The organism is Anaerotalea alkaliphila (assembly GCF_010179735.1).
GTDB lineage: Bacteria > Bacillota > Clostridia > Lachnospirales > Vallitaleaceae > Anaerotalea > Anaerotalea alkaliphila.
Genome location: NZ_JAAEEH010000029.1, coordinates 24,151 through 38,244 on the forward strand (window position 1 = coordinate 24,151; position 14,094 = coordinate 38,244).

A 14,094-nucleotide genomic window follows, 5' to 3' on the forward strand; every position below is an offset into this window, starting at 1 on the left:
CAATATGTTGTATGTTGCTAGCAAAAACAGCACAATATCTTGTATGGGAGACATTAGATGAAAGTAATCAAAAGGAACAACACCATTGTGGAGTTCGATCTGGAGAAGATCAAGAACGCCATCAAACTGGCCATGGGTGCGACAAAAGCAGGGGTGGACGATGCGCTGGCCGGACAGATCACGGAGACCATCGAGGAAACCCTCCGCAGCTACTCCTCCGCCGTTTCCGTGGAGCGCATCCAGGACCTGGTGGAGACGGCCCTGATGGATTCCAGCCGGAAGGATGTGGCAAAGAAATACATCCTGTACCGTTATGAACGGGACAAGTCAAGGGAGAAGCGGAGCAAGGACCTCACCAACCGGATCCTGACCGACCAGTTCATCAGCAAATACAAGCATCACCCCAATCCCATGAACCAGTTGGGGAGCTTCGTCTACTACCGCACCTATTCCAGGTGGCTGCCGGAGGAAAACCGCCGGGAGTACTGGTGGGAAACCGTGCGCAGGGCGGTGGAATACAATTGCAGCCTTGTACCCACCACCAGGGAGGAAGCGGAGAAGCTGTTCGACAACATCTTCAACCTGCGGCAGTTCGTGTCCGGCAGGACCTTCTGGGTGGGAGGCACCGAAGTGGCCAAGAACTATCCCATGGCCAACTACAACTGCGCCTTCCAGGTCATCGACAACTTCAGCGCCTTCAAGGACCTTTTCTACCTTCTGATGGTGGGCGCCGGCGTGGGTGTCCGGGTGCTGAAGTCCGATGTGGACAAGCTCCCCAAGGTCAGGGCGGATTTCGAGGTCATCCACGAGGATTACACCCCCATTCCCATAAACCAGAGGGAAGACAGCACCTCCCTGCAGTTCCTGCACAACAACGTCTGCAAGATCGTCATCGGGGACAGCAAGGAAGGCTGGACCCAATCCCTGGACTACTTCTTCAAAATCATCTACAGCAACGAGTACCGGAAGATCAACACCATCATCATCAGCTACAACCATGTGCGCCCCAAAGGCGAACGCCTTCTGACCTTCGGAGGAACCGCCAGCGGCTACCAGAGCGTCAAGAACATGTTCCTCAAGATCGCCAAGATCATCAAGAAGCGGGCCATCTACGAGGAGCAGCGATACATCAAGCTCAAACCCATCGACTGCCTGGACATCGCCAACATCATCGGCGAGAACGTGGTGGTGGGCGGTGTCCGCAGGACCGCGGAAATCGTTTTGGTGGATGCGGACGACAAGGAATGCGTGGAGGCGAAGAGCAACCTCTACAAGCAGATCGACGGACAATGGATTGTGGACCAGGACATCATCCACCGCCAGATGAGCAACAACTCCATCTACTACACCAAAAAGCCCAGCCGGGAGCACTTGCACTGGCAGCTGGAGCAGATGCGCTATTCCGGCGAGCCCGGTTGGGTGAACGAGGAGGCCGGAGCCAAGCGCAGGCCCAACATGAACGGGGTCAACCCCTGCGGGGAAATCCTCCTGGACTCCAAAGGGCTCTGCAACCTCACCACCATCAACGTCTACGCCTTCGTGCGGGAAGACGGAAGCCTGGATCTGGAAGGCCTGCTGGAAGCCCAGCGTCTTTCTGCCCGGGCCGGATACAGGATGACCTGCGTGACACTGGAAATCCCCGAATGGGACAATGTCCAGCAGCGGGACAAGCTGCTCGGCTGTTCCCTCACCGGCTGGCAGGACATGGCCAACAAGGCCGGGTTGGACAAGGATGCACAGGCCCAGCTCCTTAGGCAGCTGCGGGCATCCGCCCATGACGCCGCCAAGGAATACGCGGAGGAGATCGGCGAGAACACCCCCATCCTGGTGACCACCGTCAAGCCGGAGGGCACCCTCAGCCAACTGCCAACGGTTTCCAGCGGCGTACACCACTCCCACTCCCCCTACTACATCCGGAGGGTGCGGATCAGCGCCCACGACCCCTTGGTCAAGGTTTGCGAGGAACTGGAGTACACCATCCATCCCGAAGTGGGGCAGACCATGGAGAACTGCACCACCAAGGTCATCGAATTCCCTGTGGCCGCCCCGGAAGGCACGACCAAGTACGAGGTGAGCGCCCTGGACCAGTTGGAGACCTACAAGCTCTTCATGGAGAACTATGTGGACCACAACTGCTCCATCACCATCCATGTCCGCGACCAGGAGTGGGAAGCGGTGGAGGAATGGGTCTACCGGAACTGGGATGAAGTGGTTGCCCTCTCCTTCCTTTCCCTGGACGACAACTTCTACCAGCTCCTTCCCTACGAGTCCATCACAAAGGACACCTATGAGGAAATGGCGCGGAACATGAAACCCTTCATCCCCACCCTGCTATCCAAGTATGAGTTCGAGGAAAACGAGTTCGACGCCAAGGAAGCAGCCTGCGACACAGGGATCTGCCCGGTGCGCTGATCCGTCCCCCCCGGGGCAAAAGGAAATCCCGCCGACAAGCCCCTAAGCTTGTCGGCGGGATTTCCTTTTGTTTCCTTAATGCGCCTACCGGTGGACTATCCTAGCGGTAGAAATAGTTTCCTCCAATCAGGGCGATGAAGGAATTCGCCTTGCTTTTGAAAGGCGTGTTGTTGAAATAAAGGGAATTCGGGACGTTGTCGTGCCCTTCCAGCGCCATTTTGGCTGCCGTCACGGATTCCACGTTGGGGACCAGGGTGGCGAAGCTCGCCTTGTGGGCCGGCGGGAACTGCACGGTGAATTTGCGTTGGAAAATCACTTCCTTGACGCTGTTGGGGAAGCTTGGACTCTCCACACGGTTCAGGACCACGTTGGCAACAGCCAGTTTCCCGTCCAGGGAAGAACCGCCGCTTTCCGCCATCACGATTTTGGACAACCACTGGAGGTCCTCCTTGGTGTAGCTCAGCTGCTTCACACGGGCGGGATCCAAGGCGAACCCTTCCCTTGTCAATTCCAGCGTATGGGTGCCGTTGTCCCATCGGACCTCGAAGCCCATGAGCCTGGCAAGACCTTGCACCGGCACCATGGAACGTCCATACTGGAGCTCCGGCGGTGCCGGCAGGTGCTTCAGCTCTCCGTTGGCGTAGACCGCCCTGGAATTGATGTAGACCTTGGCGACCGTGCCCGGGGTCTCCAGAAGCAGGCTTTTTTCCGCTGCGTTCCATGCCAGCTGCTTGCTTCCAAGCGCCTCCAGGACTGTCCTTGCCGGGGCATATACGGATCCGTTCTTATAATAGGGATTGGACTCCAGCGCCAGTGTCTGTCCGTTGACGCTGATGGTGATCCGGGATGTCGTTTGCGCATGTGCTGTGCTGCTCAGATGCGGCAAAAGGATTGTCAGGGCCATGAGTACTGTGATGATCGTTTTCTTCATGCTTACCTCCATAGTTTAAGAAACCGACCGAAGCGGGAGTTGCCGCTCCTGTCTGCAATCATTATACCATGGCGGACAGCAGTTTTCCAGGTTTACGTAACATTTCGTTAACAATTAATAAATACTTGCGTAATGATTTTGTATCATTTGTGCAAGCAGCATATGTCCAGACAGAAATGGCAAGGTTTATTTATCTATATTTTCCTGTTTATTTTGCTTGCCTGGCATTTTGCACAACGAAATGTCGGGCAGAATGACCTCAATAGACAACTTCAAATTCATAGCCTGCATGCTGCAACGCCTTTTTGATCTGGCTCACATGCCTTTTGCCGTTGGTTTCGACCGTCACTTCCAGCTGCACATGCCGGAACCGGTCGATGGTCTTGAACTGGTTGTGGTCCAGCTTGATGATGTTCGCCCGGGCGTCCGAAAGGATGGAGGATATTTTGGTCAACTCCCCCGGCGTGTCGCTCAGTTCCACCGCGAAGCAGAAGACCCTTCCCCGGACCACCAGGCCCCGGTTGATCAGCTCGGAAATCGTGACCACGTCGATGTTTCCGCCGCTCACGATGCTTACGATCTTCTTGTCGTGAAGATGCAGCTTCCGGATGGCTGCCAGGGACAGTACACCCGCGTTCTCCGCAATCAGCTTCTCCTTTTCCAGGAGAAGGAGGAAGCTTTCCATGATGTCCACATCCTCCACCGTGACGATGTCGTCCACATACTCCTTCACCATGGCGTAGGTCAGGACGCCGGCCTTCTTCACCGCCACCCCTTCCGCTATGGTAGAAAGCTTTTTCAGCTCCGTAATCCGGTCGTTCTGGATGGATTTGCGCAATGTCTGGGCGCCTTTGGGCTCCACGCCGATGATGGTGACCGCCGGATTCATGGATTTGATGGCCAATGCCACGCCGCTGGCCAGGCCGCCGCCGCCGATGGGCACCAGCACCACGTCCACATCCGGAAGCTCTTCCAGGATTTCCATCCCTATGGTCCCCTGCCCCGCAATCACTTCTTCGTCGTCGAAGGGATGCACCAGCGTCATTCCGTGCTCCGCCACCAGCTGCATCGCCTTCCCATGGGCGTCGTCGTAGCAGTCCCCATACAGGACCACTTCGGCCCCGTAGGAACGGGTGGCCTCCACCTTGATCAGCGGCGTGGCGGCAGGCATCACGATCGTGGCCGCCACCCCCAGCCGCTGGGCGGCCATGGCCACCCCTTGTGCGTGGTTTCCTGCGGAAGCGGCCACCAGTCCCCGCTCCTTCTGTTCCTGGGTCAGCTGGCTGATCTTGTTGCAGGCCCCCCGGATTTTGAAAGCCCCTGTCACCTGCAGGTTTTCCGGCTTGATGTACACCTGGTTCTTGTACTCCTGACTGAAAAAGCTGCTGTAGATCAAGGGCGTTTTTTTGATCATGGGCGCAATGATGGCTGCCGCCCTTTGTATCTGCTCGAATTCCATGGATTCCCTCTCTTCTCCTATTCGTCTTCCCTGGCGAATATTTCCACCAGGCTTTCATATTCCGACAACGCTGCCTTTCCCTGGGGGCCGATTCCATACAGCCCCCGTTCTTCATGAATATACCAGCCGTATACGTTCCTGTAAAGGATTTTTTGGGGGTTTTCCACCCCAGGATACCCTTTCAGTTCCCTGGGCGCCTTGGGTCCTGCCTTTTCCAGTTGGTAGGCGATCCGCAGGGATTCCTCCTTGTAGGCGGTCATCAGCTTTTCCCTGTTGGCGCCTCCCTGGTTCAGCTCCAAGCTTCTGCCATGGAATTCCTTTACCAGCGACTGGCGTTTCCGCCTGTTCCTCTGGACCAGGGCCTGCAGGTCCATTTCCACCGGTTCCTGGGACACGGCCACCGTCCCCAGCCTGTCCACCAGCAGAAGACCCACCCCCAACCTCCGGAGGAGATGGACCTTGTTCCTGAATTCCTTCCGCACCAGAGCCTTTCCAGGATGGGGGATGGCCGCATACACCAGATCCGCCGTCTTTTGCCGCTGGGTGGTCTGCACCAGCAGTTTCAAATTCAGGGACAGCTTCAGCTCCACAGCCACCAGATGCTCCTCCTTGACCGCCAGCAGGTCCGCATCCCCCACCTCGCTCCGCACCTGGTAACCCAAGCCTTCAAAAAACGCCCGCACGGGGGCATACAGTTCCCTTTCCCTCTGGAACGCCATCCTCTCTCCTCCTTTCGGTCCCGAGCCCTCCTAGCGCACAAGAAAGGGAGGACCTTCCGGTCCCCCCCTGGCAAGTCCTGTGCCTCGACTCCCGTCAGCCCTTCAATACGGAAAGCATGGCCATGGGACCGGCTCCATGCTTGATGCCGTTGATGAGCTTCTTGGTCTTCTTGTTGTCGCCGATGATGACCGCACCGGTCAGCTTGTCGTCCACAAAGTACAATTTCTTGTAGGTTGCCTTGCCTGGCGCGGGGTCTTCAAAGAGCAACTGTGTCAGCCCTTCCGTGGACTCGTAGTTGACCTTGCCCACACTGAAGATGTTCACTCCAAGACCGTTGAACACATTGGAGGTGATGTAGGCTTCGTAGTCCATGTGGTCTCCCACCGCATTGGACCCGGCTACCCGTCCCTGCTCGATGGCCTCCGGCCAGATGGAGTAGTTGACGCCTTCACATACGGCCACGTCTCCAGCGGCGTAGATGTTGGGGACATTGGTCCGCATCTGCAGGTCGACCACCACACCCCGTTCGCAACGGATGCCGGCGGAAGCCGCCAGGGTCGTCTCCGGTTTCACGCCGGCGCTCACAAGGACGAAATCCGCTTCCAAGGTATCCCCGGTGCTCAAGCGCACCCCTTCCACCTTGTCCGAACCAAGTATTTCCACTACGGACGCCCCCTTGACCATGGCGATGCCCGTATCCACAATCGCCTGTTCGAAGATCCGCGCGCCCTGCTCGTCCAGCTGTCTAGGCAGCAGCCGTTCGGCGATTTCCACCACGGTCACTTCCAGACCGTTCTTCCGGATTTCCGAAGCGGCCTCCAGACCGATCAGCCCGCCTCCCACGATGACCACCTTCCGGCTGTGGGCCAGGTATTCCTTCATCGCATTGGCGTTCTGGAGGGAACGCAAGGTGAAGACCCCCGGCAGCTGGGCGTTCTTGATGGGCGGCACGAAGCTGCGGGCTCCTGCGGCCAGGACCAGCCTGTCGTAGGGCAGGCGTTCCCCGTCGCAAAGGACCGCTTCCTGTGCCTGGGGGTCGATGGAGGCCACCTGGCAGCCGGTGCGCAATTCGATGCCAAGCTCATCGTACCAGTCCTGCCCATGAAGGAACAGATCCTCCTCCTTGGCGTCGTTGGCCAGGTATTCCGAAAGGAGGGGCTTGTAGTACACCGCGCTGGGCTCCTCGTCGATGATGGTGACGGTGGCCGCCCCGTTCCGCTTGCGGATGGCATCCGCTGTGGCGATTCCCGCAGCGCCGTTCCCGATGATCAGGATGCGCAGGGGGTCCTCCGAGCGGAAGCTGACAGTCTCGTCCACATACTCCTCGAACTGCTCCCTGGTCGCACCGCAGGCGGGGCAGATCGCTGGGGGAAGCGGGCCCTCGAAGACCTCCCCGCACACAACGCAGCGCCATTTCCGGATGGTCCCGTCATAGACGAAATCTTCCTCGTCCTGGTCCTCCGGCACCAGCTCCTCATAGGTCTTCGTTCCGAGGACATATTCCCCGAAGGTCCTTCCGAAAGCGACCGCATCCTCCAGCGCCGCCTCGCTGGGCTTGAAGTTCACCTTGAATCCCGGTACCACCTCCATCCGCAGCTCCTTCAGCCGGCGTTCGATGTTGTCCACCGCCTCGCCGCTCCAACCGTAGGATCCGAAGGCGGAAGCGAGCTTCCCGCCGTGGACGATGGGGGACAGCTTCACAAGGATTTCCATGATAGGGAGCAGGGCATCCCCGTTGATGGTGGGGGAACCGAAGAGCAGGCCCTTGGACTTGTGGATGTCCGCGAACACGTCCCCTTCCTTCGCGCAAACCAGGTCATGGAGGTGCACCTGGATGTCTCCTGCCTGCTTCAGGCCCTCCTCCATCTTCAGCGCGAGCTGCTTGGTGTAGCTGTAGGCGGAGACGTAGGGGATGGCCACATGGGTCCCTTCCACTTCCTCCTCCAGGGACCAGAGCCGGGACTGCTCGATGATTTCCCAGGGGTTCTCGTCCAGGACGGGTCCATGGCCGTTGCAGACCATGTCGATCTCCAGGTCCTTGATCTTGTCGATCGCCTGGAGCATGTATTTCTTGAATGGTCCGAAAATCATGTCAAAATAATATTTCAAGGCCTTCCGGTAGTTCCCCACATTGTCCAGCTTGGAATACAGGATGTCGTCCAAAGCATAGTGGGCGCCGAAGGAGTCGCAGGTGAAGAGAACCTTGTCCTCCACCACATAGGTGTAGATGGAGTCCGGCCAGTGGAGGAAGGGGGCGCTGATGAACCGGAGGGTCTTGTCCCCCAGTGAAAGGGAGTCCCCGTCCCCGACCACCATGGATTCGAACTCCCGGTTGGCGATGTTCTTCATGAAGCGGATGGCCGGCTCGGAACCCACCACCACTGCACCAGGGGACTTTTCCAAAATATGGGCGACGGTTCCCGCATGGTCCGGTTCGGTGTGGTCCACTATGATGTAATCGATCTTTGTCAGGTCAACCTCCTGGGCAAGCTTCTCCAGATACTCCTCCGTGAAGGTGTACTTCACCGTCTCCACCAGCGCCGTCTTCTCGCTTCCCTTGATCAGGTAGGAGTTGTAGGTGGTGCCGAATTCCGTGTACATGATGATGTCGAACACACGCAGATTGTGGTCGATAGCGCCGATCCACCAGATGTTCTCTTTCAGCTCAAGCTTTTTCATAGTGCGCCTCCTCGTTATTTTTTTGACATTTCTTGGTTGGAAAAGCACCGGATCACGGGAAAATTCCGGGGCTCATTCCAAGGTGAAGGAGCCCATCTTGCCGTTCCTGAACTCCTCCAGGAACATCTTCGAAAGCCTGTGGACATCCGGCTCCCCGTGGCTCGCAAGCAGGTTTCTCATTTTGGCCATTTCCCGCAAGATGTCATGGGGCTCCTTCCCTTCAAAGTCCTCGATGGGGTATTTTTGGAGGAAATCGTTCCTATAGTCGTTCTTGAAAAAACGGACCAGTTCCAAGGCCAGCGTTTCGGCATCCAAGATTTCCTCCCGGATGGATCCGATGAAGGCAAGACGCAGACCCACCGTGCGGTCTTCGAACTTGGGCCAGAGGATTCCCGGGGTGTCCAACAGTTCGATGTCTTTTTTTATCTTGATCCATTGCTTCCCTTTGGTCACTCCAGGCTTGTTGCCTGTTTTTGCGGTTGCCCTGCCCACCAGCTTGTTGATGAAAGTGGACTTCCCCACATTGGGGATCCCCACAATCATGGCACGGATGGGGCGGTTCATCATGCCCCTCCGCTTGTCCCTGGCGATCTTGTCCTTGCAGGCTTCCCTAGCCGCTGTCAGGACCGCGGGAAGCCCTTCTCCGGTGCGGGCGTTCACGCAGACGGAGGGCAGGCTCTCTTCCTTGAATTTCTGGATCCATTCGGCGGTCCGTTTGGGATCCGCCAGATCTATCTTGTTCAGGACCACGAACCGCGGCTTGTTGTTGGTGATCTGGGCCATTTCAGGGTTCCTGCTGCTGACAGGAACCCGTGCATCCACCAGTTCCACCACCACGTCCACCAGCTTTATGTTTTCCTGCATCATCCGTCTGGCCTTCGTCATGTGTCCTGGATACCATTGTATATTCATATTTTTCCGTCCTAGCTGTGATCGATCAACTCGATATGGGTAAGGGGGAAGACGCGGATAAGCGCCTTTCCGATGATTTTTTGCCGCGAAATCAGCCCCACGTCCGCATAGCGGCTGTCGGAGCTGTTGTTCCGGTTGTCCCCCATGACGAAGTACTCCCCTTCCCCCACTGTGACGGGAAAGCTGGTGGTGAAGGAGTCTTCTCCATAGATGGGTTCATAGGCAAAGGGGTCCTGCAATTCCTGGCCGTCCACATAAATCTTGCCGTCCCTGATGTCCACGGTCTCTCCCGGAAGGCCGATGATCCGTTTGATGTAGTGGACCTTGGCGTTGTTTGCGTAGGGAAAGACAACGACGTCAAAACGTTCCAGCGGCGTGATCCGCATGCTGACCTTCTCGATGACCAGCCAGTCATGGTCGTTCAACGTAGGGTACATGGATTGTCCAGATACATTGGTCAGTTGGGCCACGTAGGTGACCATGAGAAATACCACGGTCAGTGTAATGAGCAAATCGCGGATTCCTGCCGCTACAGACTTGAAAAAATGCTGTTCTTCTTCTTCGTACATCCCCTGCCACCGCCTTGTTAACAATGATTATCAATAAACTATATTATACCATAAACGCCATAAAAAGCAAGCGCGTACACATGGTACGCGCTTGCTTTCATTACATTTTTTCTTTGACCTTGGCGGCCTTGCCGATCCGGTCTCTCAGGTAGTTCAGCTTTGCACGCCTTACTTTACCCCTTCTGATGACTTCGATCCTGTCAATGTTGGGGGAATGCAAAGGCCATGTCTTTTCGACGCCGATGCCATAAGAAATCCTTCTTACGGTAAAGTTTTCTTTGGCTCCGCCGTTTTGTCTTTTCAAGACCACGCCTTCGTACATCTGGATTCTCTCGCGTGTTCCTTCTTTGATCTTGGCATATACCCTTACTGTGTCGCCTACTGCAAATGCGTCCACTGTATCCTTCTTTTGCGCCTGTTCAAGCTCTCTGATTATTTCACTCATTTCGGTTCCTCCTTTCACCATAGATGTTCATCAATAGAATTCTTCCCACTGTTGCCAAACCGTTCGTGTACTACCAGCGGAACATCCGTACTCACAATTCCATACTATAGCACAATTCCGTTCTCTTTGCAATAGTTTCTGATGAATTCCCTGTCCTTTTCCGTAAGTTCCGCCTTCTCCAGGAGGTCCGGCCTCTTGCGCAGGGTGCGTACCAAAGCCTGTTCCCTGCGCCACCGGTCGATGTTCCCGTGGTGCCCGGAAAGGAGCACTTCCGGCACCTCCTGCCCTTCGAATGCGGCGGGGCGTGTGTATTGCGGGTATTCCAGCAGCCCCTGATGGAAGCTTTCGTTCTCATAGGAGCTGCTGTTGCTCAGCACCCCGTCCACCAAACGCCCGATGGCGTCGATCATGACCATGGCGGCCATCTCCCCCCCTGTGAGGATATAGTCTCCGATGGACACCTCGTCCGTGACGATCCGATCGATGATCCGTTCGTCCACCCCCTCGTAGTGGCCGCACAGGAAGACCAGGGACTCCTCCCTCGCCAGGGAAAAGGCCATTTCCTGGTCGAAGGTCTTCCCCTGGGGGGTCAGGTAGACCACCCTCTTGGGCCTGGGCTGGATGCTCTCGTAGGCCCGGAGGATGGGTCCGGGCTGCATGACCATGCCAGCCCCTCCTCCATAGGGATAATCGTCCACCTGGTTGTGCTTGTTCCCTGCGAAGTCCCGGATGTTGATGCAGGAAAGTTCCAGGATTCCCCTTTCCAGGGCTTTTCCGATGACGCTGGCTCCCAAACCCGCCTGGACGTGTTCAGGAAAAAGGGTCAAAACCGTAAATTTCATGGGAACCTCCTACCACAAGCCTGCCGGGACCCGGACAAGGATCCTGCGATCCTTCATGTCCACGGACAGCACGCAGGATTTTATTGCCGGCAGCAGCAAGTCCTTGCCTTCCTCCCGTTTCACCACATAGACGTCGTTGCTGCCGGTGAAAATCACATCGGACAAGGTCCCCAGCCGGGAACCGTCCTCCAGCCACACTTCCATGCCCAACAGGTCCCCCAGGTAGTACTCGTCCTCTTCCAGGGGAAGCGCCTGGGACCGGGGAATCTTCACGATGCTCTGCTTGTATCCTTCCGCCTCTGTCATGGTCTGGACCTGGGCGAACTGGAGCAGGACAAAGTTCTTGAAGTATTTGATTTGGGTGATGTCCATCTTCACCGTGGTGCCGTCCGGCTTTTCCAGCCATACGCTCTTCAGTTGTTCGAACCGTCGGGGGTCCTCCGTCGTCGGGAAGATCTTCATGCCCCCTTTGATCCCGTGGGTGTTTGCGACCCTTCCAATATAAATGAAATCTTCCATAGTGCACCTCATTCAATGGAAGGAGGGGCAGTCCCTTGGCCCCATGCGGGCATGGGTTGCCAGAGGTCTGCCCCTCCTTCCGGATGTCCTGGTCCCCTAAAGGATTTCCACGACGATTTTTTTGTCCGATTTGGCGGCTGCGGCTTTCACCACAGAGCGGATTGCCTTGGCGATCCTTCCCTGCTTTCCGATCACCTTGCCCATATCGTCCGGCGCAACCCGCAATTCGATGATTGTGGCATTCTCGCCTTCCACTTCTTTCACAACGACCGCGTCAGGATTGTCTACGAGCGCTTTTGCAATGATTTCTACCAGTTCCCTCATAGCCTACCTCCGAAGATTATTCTACGATGCCGGCGATTTTCAGAAGCTTCTTGACTGTATCGGAAGGTTGAGCACCTGTTCCCAGCCATTTCTTCGCGATTTCCTCGTCGATTTTGATTTCACTGGGATTTTTGGTGGGATCATAGTAGCCTACCTGCTCGATGAACTTCCCGTCCCTGGGGGATCTGGAGTCAGCCACAACAATTCTATAAAAAGGCGCTTTCTTTTGACCCATTCTCTTCAATCTCATTTTTACTGCCATTGCATTTCACCTCCTGTATTTTCATATTGATCTATGGCCATATCCCTGTGGGATATGCTAAAAAGGAAGGTTGAACATTCCTTTTTTACCCTTTTTGCCTTTCATCATGCCGCCCATCTGCTTCATCATCTTCTTGGAAGCCTCGTACTGCTTCACCAGACGGTTCACATCCTGGAGGGAGTTTCCAGACCCTGCAGCGATCCGCTTCTTGCGGGAAGGGGTAAGGAGGTCCGGATCGGACCGTTCCGCCTTGGTCATGGAAAGGATGATGCTTTCCACTTTGGAAAGTTCCTTTTCGTCGAATTCCACGTTTTTCATCTGCTGGCCCATGCCGGGAATCATTCCCATCAGGTCCGAGAGGCTGCCCATCTTTTTGATCTGTTGCATCTGGTCCAGGAAATCTTCAAAGGTGAACTCGGCCTTGCGGAGCTTCTGCTCCATCTCCGCCGCCTTCTTCCCATCCATGCTTTCCTGTGCTTTCTCGATGAGGGTGAGCACGTCTCCCATGCCCAGGATCCGGGATGTCATCCGTTGGGGATGGAACACCTCGATGTCCGTCAGCTTTTCCCCCACGCAGGCGAACTTGATGGGCTTCTGGGTGACCGCCCGCACGGAAAGGGCCGCGCCTCCACGGGTGTCCCCATCCAGCTTGGTCAGGATGACCCCGTCGATGCCGATTTTCCCATTGAAGGTTTCCGCCACGTTGACCGCATCTTGCCCGGTCATGGCATCCACCACCAAAAGCACTTCCTGGGGACCGATCTGCTCCTTGATGGCGACCAGTTCCTCCATCATGGCCTCGTCGATGTGCAGCCGTCCGGCCGTATCCAGGATCACCACGTCGTGATGGTTCTGGACGCCGTGGGCGACCGCAGCCTTGGAGATGTCCACGGGATCGTGCTGGTCCCCCATGGAGAACACGGGGATTCCCAGCTGTCCTCCCACCACCTGCAACTGTTTGATGGCTGCGGGGCGGTAGATGTCGCAGGCCGCCAGCAAAGGCTTCTTGCCCTGCTTCTTGAGCAGTCCGGCCAGCTTGGCGCAGGTCGTGGTCTTTCCGGCCCCCTGGAGCCCCACCATCATGAAGACGGTGGGAGGCTTTGGGGAGAAGGAAAGGTCCGTCTTCTCTGCACCCATCAGGCGGACCATCTCTTCCTGCACGATTTTGATCACATGCTGGCCCGGGGTCAGGCTCTCCATGACCTCCTGGCCGATGGAGCGCTCCCGGACGGCCTCCACGAACTGCTTGACCACCTTGAAGTTGACGTCCGCTTCCAAAAGGGCCATCTTGACTTCCTTCATGGCCGCTTTCACATCCGCCTCCGACAATTTGCCCTTCTTTTTCAGTCCCTGGAATATGTTCTGGAATTTATCGGTTAAACTTTCAAATGCCAAATCGTTCCTCCTTAAAGGTCGGTGAATTCCCTGCAGATCCCTTGGATCCGGGCAATCCTGTCCGCCAGTGCGGCCGGGTCCATCTTCGGGTCCAGGTCCGACGCCAGGGCCTCCAGCTGCTCGCCCAAGGCCTTTTTCCGGTTGAAGGAGGCCACCAGGTGCAGCTTCCGCTCCAGGTCTTCCAGGAGCCGGCCGCAGCGTTTCAACGCGTCGTGCACGCCCGGCCTGCTGATGCCGAGGACTTCGGAAATCTCCCCCAGGGAGTAGTCGCTGAAATGGTACATTTCGTAGATTTCCCGCTGGTGTTCCGTCAGAAGCTCGGAGTAGAAATCGTACAGCATCGTCTTGTATAGGGTTTGGTCGTCTTCTTCCTCTGTTTTGCCCATAAACCTGCCAATCGCTTCAAGCGTTTACTGTTAAGGTCATTTGCTTTACAGATGGTATTATACGTCCCTCCCCGTCCCTTGTCAAGGGCTATTTTTCAAACAGCGCCTCCATCTCTGATTCACATATGATAATGTCCTATTGTAACGCAAATGATTATGTCCCACTTCCGGTCATGGTGTACAATGAACCTCATGCGACAAAATACAATACATCGAGGTGGCCGCTATCAGAAAGGTAG

The 14,094-nt window shown here is 56.3% G+C and carries 14 protein-coding genes; 1 reads left to right on the forward strand and 13 read right to left on the reverse strand.

Going from position 1 to position 14,094, the window contains the following annotated elements:
• Positions 1-57: 57 nt before the first annotated feature.
• The gene (gene nrdJ / locus GXN74_RS10495; protein ID WP_162370891.1) at positions 58-2,412 is read left to right on the forward strand and encodes a ribonucleoside-triphosphate reductase, adenosylcobalamin-dependent; all 2,355 of its coding nucleotides are present in this window, start codon (positions 58-60) and stop codon (positions 2,410-2,412) included.
• A gap of 100 nt (positions 2,413-2,512) precedes the next feature.
• On the opposite strand, the gene GXN74_RS10500 is transcribed toward nrdJ, so the two are convergent.
• The 13 genes from GXN74_RS10500 to ylxM all read right to left on the reverse strand — a co-directional run bounded on the left by GXN74_RS10500 (position 2,513) and on the right by ylxM (position 13,855).
• On the reverse strand, positions 2,513-3,343 hold the full coding sequence (locus tag GXN74_RS10500; RefSeq protein ID WP_162370892.1) for a stalk domain-containing protein: 831 nt from the start codon (positions 3,341-3,343) through the stop codon (positions 2,513-2,515).
• Positions 3,344-3,602: 259 nt separating this feature from the next.
• The gene (gene ilvA, locus GXN74_RS10505; protein WP_162370893.1) at positions 3,603-4,802 is read right to left on the reverse strand and encodes a threonine ammonia-lyase; all 1,200 of its coding nucleotides are present in this window, start codon (positions 4,800-4,802) and stop codon (positions 3,603-3,605) included.
• Positions 4,803-4,819: 17 nt separating this feature from the next.
• The gene (locus tag GXN74_RS10510) at positions 4,820-5,521 is read right to left on the reverse strand and encodes a DUF2161 family putative PD-(D/E)XK-type phosphodiesterase (RefSeq protein ID WP_162370894.1); all 702 of its coding nucleotides are present in this window, start codon (positions 5,519-5,521) and stop codon (positions 4,820-4,822) included.
• A gap of 94 nt (positions 5,522-5,615) precedes the next feature.
• Complete coding sequence (locus GXN74_RS10515) at positions 5,616-8,201, reverse strand: FAD-dependent oxidoreductase (protein WP_162370895.1); 2,586 nt, start codon at positions 8,199-8,201, stop codon at positions 5,616-5,618.
• Positions 8,202-8,273: 72 nt separating this feature from the next.
• The gene (ylqF, locus tag GXN74_RS10520) at positions 8,274-9,113 is read right to left on the reverse strand and encodes a ribosome biogenesis GTPase YlqF (RefSeq protein ID WP_162370896.1); all 840 of its coding nucleotides are present in this window, start codon (positions 9,111-9,113) and stop codon (positions 8,274-8,276) included.
• 11 nt (positions 9,114-9,124) lie between these two features.
• Entirely contained in the window at positions 9,125-9,682 is a 558-nt protein-coding gene (lepB, locus tag GXN74_RS10525) for a signal peptidase I (protein WP_162370897.1), read from the reverse strand.
• A 100-nt stretch (positions 9,683-9,782) separates the two neighbouring features.
• Complete coding sequence (rplS, locus tag GXN74_RS10530; RefSeq protein ID WP_162370898.1) at positions 9,783-10,127, reverse strand: 50S ribosomal protein L19; 345 nt, start codon at positions 10,125-10,127, stop codon at positions 9,783-9,785.
• A gap of 104 nt (positions 10,128-10,231) precedes the next feature.
• Positions 10,232-10,969 (reverse strand): tRNA (guanosine(37)-N1)-methyltransferase TrmD, encoded by a 738-nt coding sequence (gene trmD, locus GXN74_RS10535; RefSeq protein WP_162370899.1) that lies wholly within the window; start codon positions 10,967-10,969, stop codon positions 10,232-10,234.
• A gap of 9 nt (positions 10,970-10,978) precedes the next feature.
• On the reverse strand, positions 10,979-11,488 hold the full coding sequence (rimM, locus tag GXN74_RS10540) for a ribosome maturation factor RimM (RefSeq protein ID WP_162370900.1): 510 nt from the start codon (positions 11,486-11,488) through the stop codon (positions 10,979-10,981).
• A gap of 96 nt (positions 11,489-11,584) precedes the next feature.
• Entirely contained in the window at positions 11,585-11,812 is a 228-nt protein-coding gene (locus GXN74_RS10545; RefSeq protein ID WP_162370901.1) for a KH domain-containing protein, read from the reverse strand.
• A 16-nt stretch (positions 11,813-11,828) separates the two neighbouring features.
• The gene (rpsP, locus tag GXN74_RS10550) at positions 11,829-12,074 is read right to left on the reverse strand and encodes a 30S ribosomal protein S16 (protein WP_162370902.1); all 246 of its coding nucleotides are present in this window, start codon (positions 12,072-12,074) and stop codon (positions 11,829-11,831) included.
• A gap of 57 nt (positions 12,075-12,131) precedes the next feature.
• Entirely contained in the window at positions 12,132-13,469 is a 1,338-nt protein-coding gene (ffh, locus tag GXN74_RS10555) for a signal recognition particle protein (RefSeq protein ID WP_162370903.1), read from the reverse strand.
• A gap of 11 nt (positions 13,470-13,480) precedes the next feature.
• Entirely contained in the window at positions 13,481-13,855 is a 375-nt protein-coding gene (gene ylxM, locus GXN74_RS10560) for a YlxM family DNA-binding protein (RefSeq protein ID WP_162370904.1), read from the reverse strand.
• Positions 13,856-14,094 lie beyond the last annotated feature (239 nt).

Bases quoted from the DNA above. Each gene is read 5' to 3' on its own strand.
- trmD (WP_162370899.1), bottom strand. From the start codon at position 10,969: ATGAAATTTACGGTTTTGACCCTTTTTCCTGAACACGTCCAGGCGGGT.
- rimM (WP_162370900.1), bottom strand. From the start codon at position 11,488: ATGGAAGATTTCATTTATATTGGAAGGGTCGCAAACACCCACGGGATC.
- GXN74_RS10515 (WP_162370895.1), bottom strand. From the start codon at position 8,201: ATGAAAAAGCTTGAGCTGAAAGAGAACATCTGGTGGATCGGCGCTATC.
- GXN74_RS10510 (WP_162370894.1), bottom strand. From the start codon at position 5,521: ATGGCGTTCCAGAGGGAAAGGGAACTGTATGCCCCCGTGCGGGCGTTT.
- ilvA (WP_162370893.1), bottom strand. From the start codon at position 4,802: ATGGAATTCGAGCAGATACAAAGGGCGGCAGCCATCATTGCGCCCATG.
- GXN74_RS10500 (WP_162370892.1), bottom strand. From the start codon at position 3,343: ATGAAGAAAACGATCATCACAGTACTCATGGCCCTGACAATCCTTTTG.
- rplS (WP_162370898.1), bottom strand. From the start codon at position 10,127: ATGAGTGAAATAATCAGAGAGCTTGAACAGGCGCAAAAGAAGGATACA.
- nrdJ (WP_162370891.1), top strand. From the start codon at position 58: ATGAAAGTAATCAAAAGGAACAACACCATTGTGGAGTTCGATCTGGAG.
- rpsP (WP_162370902.1), bottom strand. From the start codon at position 12,074: ATGGCAGTAAAAATGAGATTGAAGAGAATGGGTCAAAAGAAAGCGCCT.
- ylqF (WP_162370896.1), bottom strand. From the start codon at position 9,113: ATGAATATACAATGGTATCCAGGACACATGACGAAGGCCAGACGGATG.
- ylxM (WP_162370904.1), bottom strand. From the start codon at position 13,855: ATGGGCAAAACAGAGGAAGAAGACGACCAAACCCTATACAAGACGATG.
- lepB (WP_162370897.1), bottom strand. From the start codon at position 9,682: ATGTACGAAGAAGAAGAACAGCATTTTTTCAAGTCTGTAGCGGCAGGA.
- GXN74_RS10545 (WP_162370901.1), bottom strand. From the start codon at position 11,812: ATGAGGGAACTGGTAGAAATCATTGCAAAAGCGCTCGTAGACAATCCT.